The sequence below is a fragment of the Peribacillus sp. NPDC096448 genome (assembly GCF_044762675.1).
GTDB classification, from domain to species: Bacteria; Bacillota; Bacilli; order Bacillales; family DSM-1321; genus Peribacillus; species Peribacillus frigoritolerans_B.
This window is the reverse complement of sequence record NZ_JBIWEU010000004.1, coordinates 115,876-129,362: the sequence shown is the minus strand read 5'-3', so window position 1 is coordinate 129,362 and position 13,487 is coordinate 115,876. Positions and strand designations below refer to the sequence as shown.

Sequence of the window (13,487 nt, the reverse complement as noted above, 5' to 3'; positions counted from 1 at the left end):
TGCATAATTCATATCCAGACGATTGTTACGAAAGTCAGCACTGTTATCAAGCCGACTGCAAGGCCGGAAAATAAAAACAATGCAATGGTTCCATGCCCTTTATGCTTCATATGCATGAAATAATACAATTGGAAAATCACTTGTACAACTGCCAGCAGCAAAATGACTGGTTTAATGAACCAATGTGAAAAACCCTCAATTCCTACTGCAGCAAAAGCAATTAATGTAAAGAAGATCATAAGTGTAAATGTTATCACTTGGTGTTTCATCTCTTCAGCATTTTTCTTACGGCGATATTTTAAATCGACATTCGGGTTCGCTGAATTTGATTGTTCATTCGCCATCAGTTATCCCACCATTCCCATTAAGTATACGACAGTAAAGATAAACACCCAGACTACGTCAATGAAATGCCAATATAGACTCGCAACATAAAATTTAGGGGCATTGTACAAATTCAAACCCCTTCTTGCATTACGTACCATAAGAGATATGATCCAAACCAAACCAAAGGCAACGTGCGCGCCGTGAAAACCAACTAACGTATAGAACGCGGAGCCGAATGCACTGCTCGTAAAAGTATGATGGAATTCATGAACATAGTGATTAAATTCATATATCTCGAGACCTAGAAAAGCAAAGCCAAGAGCAACCGTAATTACAAGCCATGCTTGCATTTGTTTAAAGTGGTTATTTTTCATATGGTACATCGCATACACACTGGTTAATGAACTGGTCAATAACAGCATGGTTGCTACAAAAGTCAGCGGTAATTCGAATAAATCTTTAGCTAAGGCAGCGTCACCATTTGGAACTTTATCCTTCAATGCAAGGTAAGTTGCAAAAAGTGAGGCGAATAATACCGTCTCTCCACCAAGAAACAACCAGAATCCCAAATACTTATTTTTACCTTCTAAAGTCGCTTTCTCGGGAGAAGCAGGCCAAGTGGCATCCGTGAATCTTTCATCTGCTTGCATTATGCCTTACCTCCCTTGTCTTTATCGTCCATAAGGTCTTCTTTATGAATATGGAATCCATGATCATCTTTAACGGAACGGATTAACATTGAAACGAATGTAATCAAAAGCCCGACAATGATTATAGGCAGTGTCCATGTCTTATCATCCATATTATATAGAGCACCGAATGCGGCTACGAATAAACCGAAAGAAATCGTTAAAGGCAGAATGGATGAATTAGGCATATGGATATCCCCCAGTGGTTCTGCAGGAGTCATTTCCTTTTTCCCTTCCATTTTCTCAACCCAGTAAGGATCTAATCCGCGGACAAGCGGCAGTTGTTTAAAATTATAAAACGGCGGCGGTGATGGAATGGCCCATTCTAGTGTACGGCCGTCTCCCCAAGGATCATTGCCGACTTTTTCGTTTTTCGCTGAAGTCATGATGATATTGATTACCATGACGATGACTGCAAAAGCCATCAAGAAGGCACCGACTGTACTGATCATATTACCCGTATTGAGTCCTTGATTGTCCAAGAACGTGAATACGCGGCGAGGCATACCCATTAGACCTAAGAAATGTTGAATGAAGAACGTTAAATGGAAACCGATCAAGAACGTCCAAAATGTGACTTTCCCCAATTTCTCGCATAACATCGTTCCAAACATCTTCGGCCAATAGAATGTGATACCAGCCAATAATCCCAATACAACCCCACCGACGATTACATAGTGGAAATGGGCAACAACGAAATAGCTGTCATGGAACTGGTAATCAGCAGGAGCGGATGCGTTCATGATACCTGTCACGCCACCCATGGTAAAGGAAGGAATAAAGGCAACTGCATAAAGCATCGGCACCGTGAACTTGACGCTTCCTCCCCACATCGTAAAGATCCAGTTGAATATCTTAATACCTGTCGGTACTGCGATAGCCATGGTAGCGACGGCAAAGATTGCATTCGCGATAGGTCCTAAACCAGTGGTAAACATGTGATGCGCCCAAACCATGAAACCTAAGAAACCGATTAAAACGGTTGCAAATACCATCGATGAATATCCGAATAATCTTTTTCTTGAGAAGGTAGCGAAAATTTCGGAAAAAATACCGAAAGCAGGAAGGATTAGGATATATACCTCCGGGTGACCGAATATCCAGAATAAATGCTCCCAAATGATCGTATTCCCGCCAGCTGCTACATCAAAGAAATTCGAGCCGAACATCCTGTCGAACATCATCAACACCAATCCTACCGTAAGCGGAGGAAAAGCGAATAATATCAATGCGGAAACAACGAAAGTTGACCATGTAAACAGCGGCATACGCATATATGTCATACCAGGCGTACGCATATTGATAATGGTTACAAGGAAATTGATCCCCGCAATTAATGTTCCCAATCCCGATATCTGTAATCCCAGGACGTAAAAATCAATACCATGGCCTTCGGAGTGCAGGGAAAGTGATGCATATGATGTCCATCCTGCATCAGGAGCCCCCCCTAAAAACCATGAAAGATTCAGAAAGACTCCTCCAAAGAAAAACAACCAAAAACCTAATGAATTCAAAAATGGGAACGCGACATCACGTGCCCCTATCTGTAAGGGTACAACCGCATTCATTACAGCAAACACCAATGGCATGGCTGCCAGAAATATCATAGTCGTACCGTGCATGGTCAATATTTCATTATAAAATCCGGCACTTACGAAGTCATTATTTGGGATTGCAAGCTGGATACGGATAAACATCGCTTCCAAACCGCCGATTACAAAGAATAACCCGCCAGAGATAAGATATAAAATGGCGATTTTCTTATGGTCTACCGTCGTCAGATAATCCCAAATCGTAGCGCCAAATCCTTTTTTATTAGCGTACGTACTCACGATTTAACCTCCTTAACCAATGTTCTATTTGTCTTCCACCTTAAGCTCTAATAGATAAGCTGCCAGTGCATTAATATCTGAATCCGAAAGTTCACCGTAAGTACCGGTCATCGTGTTGCCCGGTTTATACTTCTCAGGATCCTTGATCCATTTTTTTACATTTTCTTCCGTATGATCCAATACGCCAGCTACTTTTTGACGCTCACCGAATGTAGCCAGATTCGGAGCCTGACGAGCAGCTTCAGGCCTGCTGTCATTCGGTGTCACCGCATGGCAGCCTATACAACTTTGATTAAAGACATCTTCACCCTGTTTGGCTAGATCACCTTCAACGACAGGTTCCTTAGCGGCTTTCATATCTTTTGTCCATGCTTCAAAATCGCTTTTAGACTTCGGTATGACCTTAAAATCCATCAAAGCATGTGAAGGACCGCAAAGCTCAGCACATTTTCCGTAGAACAAGTTGTTCGAATCTTCTGCCTTTTCACTGTCAAATTCTAAGAAAAACTGATTGACCCCTTCTGTATTTGTATCCATCTTTCCTCCGACAGACGGTACCCAGAATGAGTGCTTAACATCTGAAGCTGTTAGATTGAAGTACACTTTTTGATCTGTTGGCACAACCAAATCCTGACTGGTTACAACGCCAAGGTCTGGATATTCAAACTCCCACCAATAAAGGTTTGCCCTAACATTCACGACAAGTGCATCCTTCGTTTTTCCATCCTTATCTTTCTTATCCATTGCCTTTGTGTCGGCTAAGTCGAAAGTCGTGACGACGGTTGGAACAGCCAGAACAATTAAAAGAAGGATAGGAATAACAGTCCAGATAATTTCGAGTTTATGACTTCCTTCAATTTGTTTCGGTATTGTTTCGTCGCCTTCCTTCCGGCGGAAGCGTAGTAAAACTACAACGAACAAAATAATCACAACAATAATAACCAGTACCATGATTAGTGTACTCAATATCAGTAAGTCATACTGAGATTGCGCAACATCGCCAGCTGGCTTCAGCGCGGATAGAAATGGTTCGCCGCAGCCCGAAAGGACAAGTCCTACAATACCCAGCAGAGCAATTAGGCGCCATTTGTGCAGCCTTTTTTTCATAGCTTCAGAAACCCCTCTTTCGTCAAAATTTTCTCACAAAAATAAAAATGGGCGCAATTGCGAATATTCTCTCTATGTCAATTTCTAAAAAGAAAGAATCCCTAATCTAAGGAATTATTAAGATGATTCATGTAACCGCTCTTATGTATGACCCGGTTGGTTCCGTTAATATGTATGAATGGCGGTCAGTGCATTATTTATCAGAAAGCTGGAGCCTGTAAAAGAACAGGCCGCCAGTTTAAAACTAGATGAGTGTGACAATAACCATCGCTACAAATAAAATGGTCATATAATTTAAAGAATATACAAACATGGATGTTGCCCATTTAATATCGTCTTTCTTTTTATACCCCTTAATCCCCAAAATAAGCCAACCTGTGCTTAATAATGCAGCAAGAATAACTAACGGAGTTCCTAATGGAGTTAAAAAGAAAGGAATGAACATTAAACAGACGATCCATAGCATAATCGATCTTTTTGCAGCCTTGAACCCTTTTACGACCGGAAGCATAGGTACTCCAGCTGCCCGATATTCTTCGACACGCCTCATTGCAAGTGCATAAAAATGAGGGGGCTGCCACAAGAACATGATCGCGAACAGGACCCAGGCGATCTTATCAAGGCCCGGGTCGACTGCAGCCCACCCGATAAGTGGAGGCACCGCTCCGGAGATACTGCCTATAATCGTATTCGAGACAAATCTACGTTTGAAAACCATAGTATATAAAACAACATAGGCGAAGACGCCGAATGCACCTAGTATGGCAGTTGTCATATTAGTAAATGCAAGTAAAATCAGCCCTGCAGCAATTAAACCGAAACTTAAAGCCAATACCTTTGAAGGCTGTACTTTCCCAGTTACCGTTGGACGGTTTTTCGTTCTTTCCATTAAATGATCGATATCACGGTCATAATAATTATTGAAACTGCAAGATCCCGCCATTATTAGCGCTGAACCTGCAAGTGTATAAAACACTACATCTAGATTGTTTAAGAAGCTAAGCCCCGAAAAATGAAGAGCTAACCACACGCCGGTAAAAGCTGTAATTATATTTGAATTGACGATCCCCACTTTTATAAGTGCAAGAAAATCCTTCCAAGCTGTTGTTTCAGGTATATCCGATTGAAGGGCGGCTTTACTGTCCTCCATGACAGCTTCTGACAAACCCCTTGTTTCTGACATTTGTTTTCCTCCTTTAAATCATTCAGCACAGACGCAAATGCAAAAAAATACTTACATATGCTATAGAACATTATTTCATACTTTTTGATATTTGTAACCAAGGAAGCGTAAGCAAAAAGTAAATTATTTACCAATGACCGTCGTCAATGGAATCCATCGAGAGCTATCATTCTTAATATCATGCTTAATAACAGTAAAATTTAGTAAAATCATTTCTTCAATATATTAAAACACATTTTTGGAAGCTTTTGTGAAAATTTTTCGGATATTTTTGACCAATTTGTGTCTCAATAATTTACTGCTCTTGTAAGATGTTCATCAAGAACATGAATAGTATGCTATTATCATCATCCCCTAGGCTCATTCCCTATTTTGCTCCTACTTGAAGGTTTACACTCCCTTTATTTCTATCAAAGTCTCTTGTAACTTTCAACTATTTCAGGCATTTTAATTAATAGTTATAATATTAACTGAACTTGTAAAATCATTCTATTTTGTGTAATATCGAGGAAGTTCGACAAATATTATGAAAAATCTTATGCTATTATTAATTTTATGGAACAATCCTAATTTGCTACAGAGAAAAAGGTGGGGCTACTAGTGAAATCGTCTCTTAAATGGTTTGCTGTTTTAACAACGATTGTAATGCTTTTCATCTTACTTGGCGGAGCTTTAGTCACGAAGACGGATTCCGGCATGGGATGCGGCAGGTCCTGGCCATTGTGCAATGGCCAATTGATACCGGACAAAATCACGATTGAATTGGTCATTGAACTTTCCCATCGTCTCGTTTCAGGTGCTGGAGGATTCTTGGTTTTACTTTTATCGTATTTGTCTTGGAAAAAAATCGGCCATATCCGTGAAGCACGTTTCTTATCCGTCCTTTCTTTTGGTTTTCTGTTACTGCAAGGGTTAATCGGTGCCGCTGCCGTCATTTGGTCACAATCCGATTTCGTCCTTGCCCTTCATTTTGGCATATCGCTCATTTCCTTTGCTGCCGTCTTTTTACTGACATTGTTGATTTTTGAAGTAGACAAGAAGTTCGAAGCCGAAAAACTTATAGTTGACAAACGAATGAAATTCCATATTATTGGAGTATTGACTTTTTGTCTGGTAGTCGTATATACGGGTGCTCTTGTAAGGCATACAGAATCAAGTCTTATCTGTAAGGATTGGCCTTTATGTGTAAATGACAGTATTGCACTCCCCTCTAACCTTTATGAATGGATTCAGATGGGACACCGTGCAATCGCAGGCGTTATTTTCATTTGGGTATCATATGTGGCTTATATAGCAAAAAAACATTACAAAAATCAAAAAGTATTATATGGCGGTTGGATTGCTGCATTCATTCTCGTATTTTTACAGGTTACCGCTGGAGCCTTTATCATTTTCTCAAGGCAAAACTTATATATCGCATTGACACATGCATTATTCATTGCCTGCTTTTTTGGTGTAATGAGCTATTTGTTGCTATTGACATCAAGAAGCAAAAAAAATGCACTTGCCAAGCAAAAAAGAAACTCCACGCACACAGTCAAAGGACAGGATGAACAGGATATAACACCAACCGTCCCCGCCCCTTAATGTCTGATTGTTCAATCAATAATATAATAGGATAAAACAAAAACCACCATTCCCGGAATGGTGGTTTTTGTTTTATCTTAAGATGACCGTATATTGCCTAAAAAGAGGGTACAGAGCAGCTTGAAACCTCAAGCATACCCCATATACCTTAAATCATTCACAAGGTCACAGTCAGCGATATTACTTAGTTATTTCAATCAATAAGTCTCCAGTACTGATCGCTTCTCCATCTTTTACATAAATATCTTTGATGGTCCCGGAGAATGGTGCTTGCACGGTAGTTTCCATTTTCATCGCTTCCGTAATGATCAGGTGATCACCCTGCTTGACCTGATCTCCTTTCTCGACCACTACACGAATAACCGTACCTGGCATTGTCGCACCGAGCTGTTCTTTATTTTTTGGGTCAGCTTTAACTTTTGATACAACGGAAGATTTAATGTTTTCATCCTTGATGATCACTTCACGTGATTGACCATTCAACTCAAAATACACAACCCGTGTTCCATCAGCCAATGGCTGACCGATTGAAACCAATTTTACGATGAGCGTTTTACCCTTTTCAATTTCAACTTCGATTTCCTCCCCTAGCCTCATACCATATAAGAAAGTCGCGGTATCGAGGTTGGAAACATCTCCAAACAGCTCAATCGTTTTATTGTAGTCCAGGAATACTTTTGGATATAGGGCATATGCAAGCACATCGAAATCAGTGACTGCCCGTCCCAATTCCTTGAATAATTCTTCTTTAAGCGCTGCAAAGTCCACTTCTTCCAATAATTCACCCGGCCTTACTGTTATAGGTTTCTTCCCTTTCAGGATAACTTCCTGAAGCTCTTTAGGGAATCCCCCAACTGGCTGACCTAGATAGCCTTCGAATAACTCTATGACTGAATCAGGGAAATCGATGGATTTACCTTTTGTCAAAACATCTTCTTCAGATAAGTTATTTTGTACCATGAATAAAGCCATGTCCCCAACAACTTTGGATGAAGGAGTCACTTTAACGATATCGCCGAACATTACATTGACGCGCTGGTACATCTCTTTCACTTCATGCCAGCGGTCTCCGAGCCCCACTGCTTTGGCTTGCTGCTGCAGATTACTATATTGACCGCCCGGCATTTCGTGTTTGTAAACCTCGGTATGAGGTGCATTCATGCCGCTTTCGAAGTCATGATAGTATTTCCTGACCTCACCCCAATATTCCCCTAAACGCTCTAGTGAATCGACTTCCAACTTAGGCTGTCTGCTTAAACCCTCCAATGCATAATGAAGTGTTTGTATACTTGGCTGCGAAGTAAGTCCAGCCAATGAACCAATCGCCGTATCAACGATATCCACACCAGCTTCAATCGCTTTAGAATACATGTAAATTCCATTTCCGCTTGTATCATGAGTATGCAGATGGATCGGAAGGGATGTCGATTCTTTCAGTTCGGAGACAAGGCGGTAAGCAGCATCAGGTTTCAAGAGGCCAGCCATATCCTTGATCGCTAAAATATGGGCACCGGCTTGTTCCAATTCCACCGCCATATTTTTATAGTAGTCGATATTATACTTGCTGCGTGATGGGTCATTCAAATCCCCTGTATAACAAATGGCAGCTTCCGCAATTTTGCCGGATTGACGGACTGCATCAATCGCCAATTCCATCCCTTTAACCCAGTTTAAACTATCGAAGATACGGAAAACATCAATGCCTGCATCCGCTGATTTCTCTACGAATTCACGAATGACATTATCAGGATAATTTTTATAACCAACCGCATTTGAAGCCCTTAAAAGCATTTGTAATAGGACATTCGGTGCTTTTTTCCTGAAACTTAACAGCCTGTCCCACGGGTCTTCTTTCAAGAAGCGATATGCGACATCGAAAGTTGCCCCGCCCCACATTTCCATTGAAAATAAATCAGGAAGCAGTTTTGCTGTAGGCTCAGCGATATCAAGGATATCTTTCGACCGAATTCTCGTCGCCAGTAAAGATTGATGGGCATCACGGAAAGTCGTATCTGTGATCAATACCTCTTTCTGCTCTTTGATCCAATTGACAAGTCCCTCTGCACCTTGCTCTTCAAGTATATTTTTTGTTCCCGAGTTAAGCGGCAGGCCACCAACATTCGGAATTGGAGCAGGATCAAAAACAGGTTTTTTCTTTTTCTCGACTCCCGGGAATCCATTCACTGTCACATTTCCGATATATGAAAGCATTTTTGTCCCACGGTCTTTTCTAATTGGGAAGCTAAATAATTCAGGTGTTGAATCAATGAACGATGTATCATATTCCCCATTTATGAATTTTTCATGTTTTACAACATTTTCAAGGAAGGGGATATTTGTTTTAATACCACGAATCCTGAATTCTTTAAGGTTACGAACCATTTTGGAAGCTGCCTGCTCAAATGAAAGCGCATGAGTAGAGAGTTTTACGAGAAGGGAATCATAATAAGGTGTGATGACCGCACCTTGGAACCCATTCCCTGCATCCAGACGAACACCGAACCCCCCACCGGAACGGTAAACCATCATTTTCCCGGTATCAGGCATGAAATTATTCAATGGGTCCTCGGTCGTCACCCTTGATTGAATCGCATATCCATGAGTTTTAATTCCTGCTTGTTCGGGAATCCCAATCTTTTTGCCATGGAGTTCATGCCCTTCAGCAACCATGATTTGAGATTGAACGATATCAATGCCCGTAATCATTTCAGTGATGGTATGCTCAACCTGCACCCGTGGATTGACTTCAATAAAGTAAAATTCGCCATTTGCGACTAGGAACTCGACCGTACCAGCGTTTACATAATCAATATTTTTTGCCAACTTGACGGCTGCCTCACAAATCCTTTCCCTCAAATCTTCGGAAAGGGAAACGGAAGGTGCCACTTCCACAACTTTTTGATGCCGTCTCTGAACGGAACAGTCACGTTCATATAAATGGACGATATTCCCATGAGTATCCGCCAAAATTTGAACTTCGATATGCTTCGGATTTTGTATGAATCTCTCTACATAGACTTCATCATTACCAAAAGCTGCTTTAGCTTCTGATTTTGCGCGATCATAAGCCTCTTCAACTTCTTCGATTTTTTCGACAATCCGCATGCCGCGTCCGCCGCCTCCTAATGAGGCTTTTATAATAATTGGAAAACCGTATTGTTTACCAAATTCCTTGACTTCTTCAACATTGGTCACCGGTCCATCGCTACCAGGGATTACCGGAATATCAGCCAGTTCAGCTTGTGTTCTAGCTTTTACTTTGTCACCAAACATATCTAGGTGTCTTGATTCTGGTCCTATGAAGATTATGCCTTCTTCCTCACAACGTTTCGCAAATTCAATATTTTCTGAAAGGAAACCATAACCGGGATGAATCGCATCGACTCCGCTCATTTTGGCAATCGCAATGATGCCTTCAATATCCAGGTATGCATCAATCGGCTTTTTGCCTTCCCCAACCAAATATGCCTCATCCGCTTTATATCGGTGATAAGAACCATAATCTTCCTTTGAATAGATTGCAACTGTGTGAATGTCTAATTCCGTACATGCCCGAAAAATCCTAATCGCTATTTCTCCACGATTTGCCGCAAGTACTTTTTCTATACGTTTCCCCATTGCTACCACCCTAATCAATATGTATTTTTATTGAATATATAGAAAAAAAGCGTGAAAGATTTCCACCACTTTTTATTCAAGAATTCATTTCCCAAAGAAGGAGTCCATTCTGATTAAGCTCATTTTATCGCTGATGTAATTATTTCGATATATTTTATATTTTCGTTTTTCACATCCGATAAAAACTAAAAAGAGCACTACACCACTAGCAAATGAAAAATTAGCTATAATAATATATTATCAATTTAATTTAACATTCAATTAATATAACCATAATACTAAAATTAACTGAATACAATAAAAAAATAAAAAATTACATATATTCGTATAAAAAAACAAGGAATTAGCTCTGACTCTCCTACTAACGATTCATTGTTTGTCAAATTCATTTGACCGGAAAAACCCACATGTTTAATGCGATTGAGAAATTTTTAAAAATGGGGAGGATGACCATTGAACTTTAGATCGAAAATTCAAAAAATAAAAAACTCAAATTGAGCTTCTGCGGATTAATTAGTATGTCACTATTGAATATAGTATAACATTATTAACTAATTATGTATATAAATAAAAAACTCAAACAATCATCGAGATTTGTTTGAGTTAGTATGTTTTATCTATTATTTTTTTAACGATGCTTCATGCAAAACTGACAATTCCTGTTCAAGGGTTTCCAAAAGGGATTTACCCTCGGTCTCCTCTACCAAACCTAAGCGTACGGCAAAATCAATTTCTCGTGATAGGCCGAACATTTGCGTATCAAGTACCTCTTCATATAAAGGACATTGAGGCATAGTGAGATTTTCCATTTGAACTTTTATCAGTTTTAGAATCTTGTCAGCATCTGCTTTTAATAAAGCATAAGCTTTTTCTCGATGATTGACAAGCATATCAGATGCCATGTTAAATCCCCCCGCTCAGAGCGATTAAATCTTATCTCTAAATTCTACCTTTAGTTTTGTGAAAAAGCAAGGACATTGACAAACAATTTGCCATTGAGATATCACGATCACCTCTCAAATGAATATACCCAGCCATGGAATTTGTTCACCCATCATGAAGATGTGACATTTCAATTATAATTGATTATAATCATTAAAGAGCAACAGAAAGGAATGAGATATTTGGAACCCATCGTATTTATAAATGGAAAAGTGAAATATCCAATTACGCTAGATCCTGGAGTATGGATTTTTGATGACCGTAAAGTTGAAATCGATACATATTTCCACGCTGAAAGAGTCCAAGTCAATGAATTAGAAGAATATACGATTGCCGCCTCCAAACATTGGCAAAAAGAAATACAGGAAGGCGCAATAATGCCACCCACAATAAAAACGGAACGAAAGTTCGAGAAGCAAAGATTGCTGGAAGGGACTTTCGGCATCCCTTTTGAACCTTTTTTAAAAAATGCCGAACCTGAAAATGGGGTGACTGAAGTCATCGTTACAACCGATGATGAGGAGCTTACATTCCCGTTGGAAACGGCACTTGAATTTTTCCTGGGCTTTTCCAAGGATGGAAAGCCGCTTAAAATATCCGAGGGCGGCCCTCTGGAAATTTATTTCGGAGACGCTTCCAACATCAATGATCCGATAAAAAATGTACGGTCTTTCACTGTTAAATAAGACTTAGTTCATTCTTGCCAAAAACTTTGGAAATCGGCAAGGGATATCCCTTGCCGATTGCATTATAAAAGTGTAGCTGCCAGTTGGGCCAATCCAGACCTTTCCCCTTTTATCAATTTAACATGGCCGGCAATACGCTCGGTCTTGAATTTTTCCACAACATAGGTCAAACCATTATTGTATTCATCTAAATAAGGATGATCTATTTGCTCCGGATCTCCCATCAAGACAATTTTGCTCCGCTCCCCGACCCTCGTCAAGATTGTCTTGACCTCATGTTTCGTTAAGTTCTGCGCTTCATCGATGATGATGAACTGATCCGGTATGCTCCTTCCCCTGATATAGGTGAGGGCTTCCACTTCGATCGAACTCATGCCTGCTAAAATTGCATCCAATTCCCCAGGTTTTTTCGTATTGAACAGAAATTGGAGATTATCAAAAATCGGCTGCATCCATGGTCTTAATTTTTCTTCTTTTTCCCCTGGCAGATAACCAATATCTTTACCGACCGGAACAATGGGCCTGGCAACCAAAAGTTTCTTATATTGTGACAAATCTTCAGTTTGCATCAATCCTGTTGCCAATGCCAATAAAGTCTTACCTGTCCCCGCCTTACCAATAAGCGTCACAAGCTGGATATCCGAACGAAGCAACAAATCAAGGGCCATGGTCTGCTGGACATTTCTCGGTTTAATTCCCCAAATATGCTCCCCTTCATACATCAATTTCTTAACCAACCTGCAGTTCTCATCCACTATCCCAATCGCAGAAGCTGAACTGCCCAGCGTGTCCTTCATCAACAGGAATTGATTTGGATAATATGAATCCTTTGTCAGTTCTTCCAGTGCCAGAAAACTTTTTTCATAAAACTTATTCAGATTATCAATCGAGACAAACACTTCTTTGTGCCCAGCGTATATATGATCCAGTTCTACGACGCGATCATTTAAAAAGTCCTCTGCCTCTAGACCGATCGCGTCAGCTTTAACCCTGACGAGAGTATCTTTGCTAACCAGAATGACCGTTTTTCCATCTTCCTTCGTCTCTTCTTCCAAAGATAAATTTTTTGCGACTGCCAATATCCTGTTATCATTCGTTTTCTCAACAAAAATTTCCTGAAGTTTATGAAATGAACGGTGGTTGAGTTCAATCCTTATGCTGCCTCCATTATGGAGCGGAATGCTCTGATGAAGCTTTCCTTTTTCACGATAGCTATCGATCAATTTCGATACTTGCCTGGCATTCCTTCCGATTTCATCCATATACCTTTTTTTCGAATCCAATTCTTCTAATACGACTGCTGGAATGACAACTTCATTATCTTCGAATGAATAAATCGAATACGGATCCTGCAACAGGACATTCGTATCTAAAACATAGATTTTTTTCCCCAATATGACGCCTCCTGCCTGCTCTATAGAATATGTCTTACCATTTACTACACTCAGCAGTTATGTAGCGGACGAGACTGTTGATAAAATATATGTTCCTTTGCATAAAGATAGAAGAACATTTA

The 13,487-nt window shown here is 40.1% G+C and carries 10 protein-coding genes; 2 read left to right on the top strand and 8 right to left on the bottom strand.

What is annotated here, in order from left to right:
* Positions 1-8 precede the first annotated feature (8 nt).
* From ctaF to cyoE, 5 genes are all read right to left on the bottom strand, one after another.
* A complete protein-coding gene (ctaF, locus tag ACIQ0C_RS09170) occupies positions 9-344 on the bottom strand; it encodes a cytochrome c oxidase subunit IVB (RefSeq protein ID WP_402839302.1) in 336 nt (111 codons plus the stop codon).
* Between the two features lie 3 nt (positions 345-347).
* Positions 348-977 (bottom strand): cytochrome (ubi)quinol oxidase subunit III, encoded by a 630-nt coding sequence (locus tag ACIQ0C_RS09165; RefSeq protein ID WP_402839300.1) that lies wholly within the window; start codon positions 975-977, stop codon positions 348-350.
* A complete protein-coding gene (ctaD, locus tag ACIQ0C_RS09160) occupies positions 977-2,848 on the bottom strand; it encodes a cytochrome c oxidase subunit I (protein WP_403059183.1) in 1,872 nt (623 codons plus the stop codon). Before ctaD ends, ACIQ0C_RS09165 begins: the two co-directional genes overlap by 1 nt.
* Before the next feature lie 24 nt (positions 2,849-2,872).
* The gene (gene coxB / locus ACIQ0C_RS09155; protein WP_403059181.1) at positions 2,873-3,955 is read right to left on the bottom strand and encodes a cytochrome c oxidase subunit II; all 1,083 of its coding nucleotides are present in this window, start codon (positions 3,953-3,955) and stop codon (positions 2,873-2,875) included.
* Between the two features lie 244 nt (positions 3,956-4,199).
* Positions 4,200-5,138 (bottom strand): heme o synthase, encoded by a 939-nt coding sequence (cyoE, locus tag ACIQ0C_RS09150; protein ID WP_403059178.1) that lies wholly within the window; start codon positions 5,136-5,138, stop codon positions 4,200-4,202.
* Between the two features lie 600 nt (positions 5,139-5,738).
* Here cyoE and ACIQ0C_RS09145 point away from each other — a divergent pair.
* Positions 5,739-6,725: a COX15/CtaA family protein gene (locus tag ACIQ0C_RS09145; protein WP_403059176.1), complete on the top strand. Its 987-nt coding sequence runs from the start codon at positions 5,739-5,741 to the stop codon at positions 6,723-6,725.
* Positions 6,726-6,905: 180 nt separating this feature from the next.
* Here the strand turns inward: ACIQ0C_RS09145 and pyc are convergent, their stop codons facing one another.
* Both pyc and ACIQ0C_RS09135 read right to left on the bottom strand, forming a co-directional pair.
* Positions 6,906-10,343 carry a pyruvate carboxylase gene (gene pyc / locus ACIQ0C_RS09140; RefSeq protein ID WP_403059174.1) on the bottom strand — a complete coding sequence of 1,146 codons (3,438 nt, stop codon included), beginning with the start codon at positions 10,341-10,343 and terminating at the stop codon, positions 6,906-6,908.
* A 620-nt stretch (positions 10,344-10,963) separates the two neighbouring features.
* The gene (locus tag ACIQ0C_RS09135; protein ID WP_034313996.1) at positions 10,964-11,245 is read right to left on the bottom strand and encodes an Fpa/YlaN family protein; all 282 of its coding nucleotides are present in this window, start codon (positions 11,243-11,245) and stop codon (positions 10,964-10,966) included.
* Between the two features lie 222 nt (positions 11,246-11,467).
* Here ACIQ0C_RS09135 and ACIQ0C_RS09130 point away from each other — a divergent pair, with 222 nt between their 5' ends.
* Complete coding sequence (locus tag ACIQ0C_RS09130) at positions 11,468-11,971, top strand: peptidyl-prolyl cis-trans isomerase (protein WP_328144033.1); 504 nt, start codon at positions 11,468-11,470, stop codon at positions 11,969-11,971.
* 62 nt (positions 11,972-12,033) lie between these two features.
* Here ACIQ0C_RS09130 and ACIQ0C_RS09125 read toward each other — a convergent pair whose 3' ends face one another.
* Positions 12,034-13,365, bottom strand: a complete 1,332-nt coding sequence (locus ACIQ0C_RS09125) for a PhoH family protein (RefSeq protein WP_403059171.1) — start codon at positions 13,363-13,365, stop codon at positions 12,034-12,036.
* Positions 13,366-13,487: the final 122 nt, after the last annotated feature.